This is a genomic window from Sphingomonas sanguinis (assembly GCF_001476905.1).
Classification (GTDB): Bacteria; Pseudomonadota; Alphaproteobacteria; order Sphingomonadales; family Sphingomonadaceae; genus Sphingomonas; species Sphingomonas sanguinis_B.
In genome coordinates this window covers 1-1,547 of sequence record NZ_LDTE01000194.1, presented here as the reverse complement: position 1 = coordinate 1,547, position 1,547 = coordinate 1, and the positions used below count along the sequence as shown (strand labels likewise).

Annotated in this window: 2 protein-coding genes; one reads left to right on the top strand and one right to left on the bottom strand. The window is 65.5% G+C overall.

All coding sequences use genetic code 11. From position 1 onward, the window contains the following. Positions 1-991, top strand: a 991-nt coding sequence (locus SB4_RS18515) for a glycoside hydrolase family 43 protein (protein WP_153006347.1), incomplete at its 5' end; no start/stop codon positions are given. A 15-nt stretch (positions 992-1,006) separates the two neighbouring features. Here SB4_RS18515 and SB4_RS18510 read toward each other — a convergent pair. Further along, positions 1,007-1,547 (bottom strand): tryptophan 7-halogenase (locus tag SB4_RS18510; RefSeq protein ID WP_193753894.1); only part of this gene is annotated, 541 nt, incomplete at its 5' end.

Here is a 1,547-nt window from a genome sequence, read left to right as displayed (position 1 = left end):
CGTCACCGACAAGCGTGTCGTCTATTACAACAGGGGTGCGGAGGGCTCGAAGATCGTCAAACGCGGCGATTATTACTACATGTTCAACGCCATTCCCCGGCGACTGGGCATGACCGTTTCCCGCGCTAAAAGCCTGTTCGGGCCCTGGGAAACCCGCGACCAAATCGACGACACGACGGGCGGCCATCAGGGCGCGATCGTCGACCTGCCCGACGGCACCGACTATGGCTTCGTCATGACCGATGCCGGTGCGGTCGGGCGGATGACCAATATCAGCACGGTCTTCTGGAAGGACGGCTGGCCCGTCTGGGGCACGCCGCAAGCCCCCGGTCGTGTCCCCGCCACCGCGACCAAGCCGATCCAGGGCCAGCCGGTCACCCTGCTCCCCGCCTCGGACGATTTTGCGGGGCGCAAGCTCGGCCTGCAATGGCAATGGAACCACAATCCCCTGCCCGACCATTGGTCGCTCACCGAGCGTCCCGGCTATCTCCGCCTGCGCGCGACCCAGGCGCCCGCGCTGTGGAACGCCCGCAACACCCTCCTCCAAAAAGGGCAAGGGCCATTCAGCCGGGGCGTGGTCGCGATCGACGCCTCGCATATCCGGGTGGGCGACCAGTGCGGGTTCGGCACGTTCGGCAAATATAGCGGCCATATCGCGGTCGGCCGGGGCCGCGACGGACGACTGACGCTGACCATGCGCGTGATCGAGGACCAGGCCACCAGTCAGAAGACCGATGTCCGCGTCGATGCACAGCCCTTGTCAGGAGAGCGCCTGTTCCTGCGCACCGATATGGACTTCAAAACCGACCGGGCGAGCGTTGCTTACAGCAGCGACGGCCACGACTGGCGGATGCTGGGCGGCGACTTCCCGCTGGCGTTCGACTGGCGGACGGGCACGTTCCAGGGCCAGCAATATGCGCTGTTCTGCTACAATTCCGGCGCAACGGGCGGGTGGATGGATGTCGACAGCTTCACGCTGACGGGGCGCTGAAGGTCGTCCCTTGGCCTAAATCGTCGGCAGTCCCCGCTCGACAATCTTGCGGATCAGGTCGCGGTGACGCGGAAGGCCCGCCAGCAACCGCCCGGTCTGTACGTCATTCTCCCGTCGCGCCCGTTGCGCCGCGATGGTCTCGGCGGCGAGGCTCCCCGGTGCGATCTCCGTCCGCTGCCCCATGCCATAGAGGACATATTGATAGCTGGCCGAGGGGAAGACCTCCTCCACCCGGTCGAATTCGTCGTGCATCCACGGCACCTGATAGCGCCACAGCTCCATCAGGTCGCGCAACCGATCGGGCATGGTCTCGGGACGGCCATTGTCCCGCCAGAAGTCGCTGTCGGTGCGCTGCGTCAGGGCGTAGTGCAGCTTCAGGAAATCGACGATCCGGCCCCAGCGATATAGCGTCGTGTCGTTGAAGCGCCGCGCGACCGTATCCATCACCTCGCGACAGGCTGGCATCTGCTCGGCGATCAGCTTGGCCGACAGCTCGATCAGCACGATGGCTGAGGCCTCCAGCGGTTCGAGGAAACCCGCCGCCAGACCCACCGCG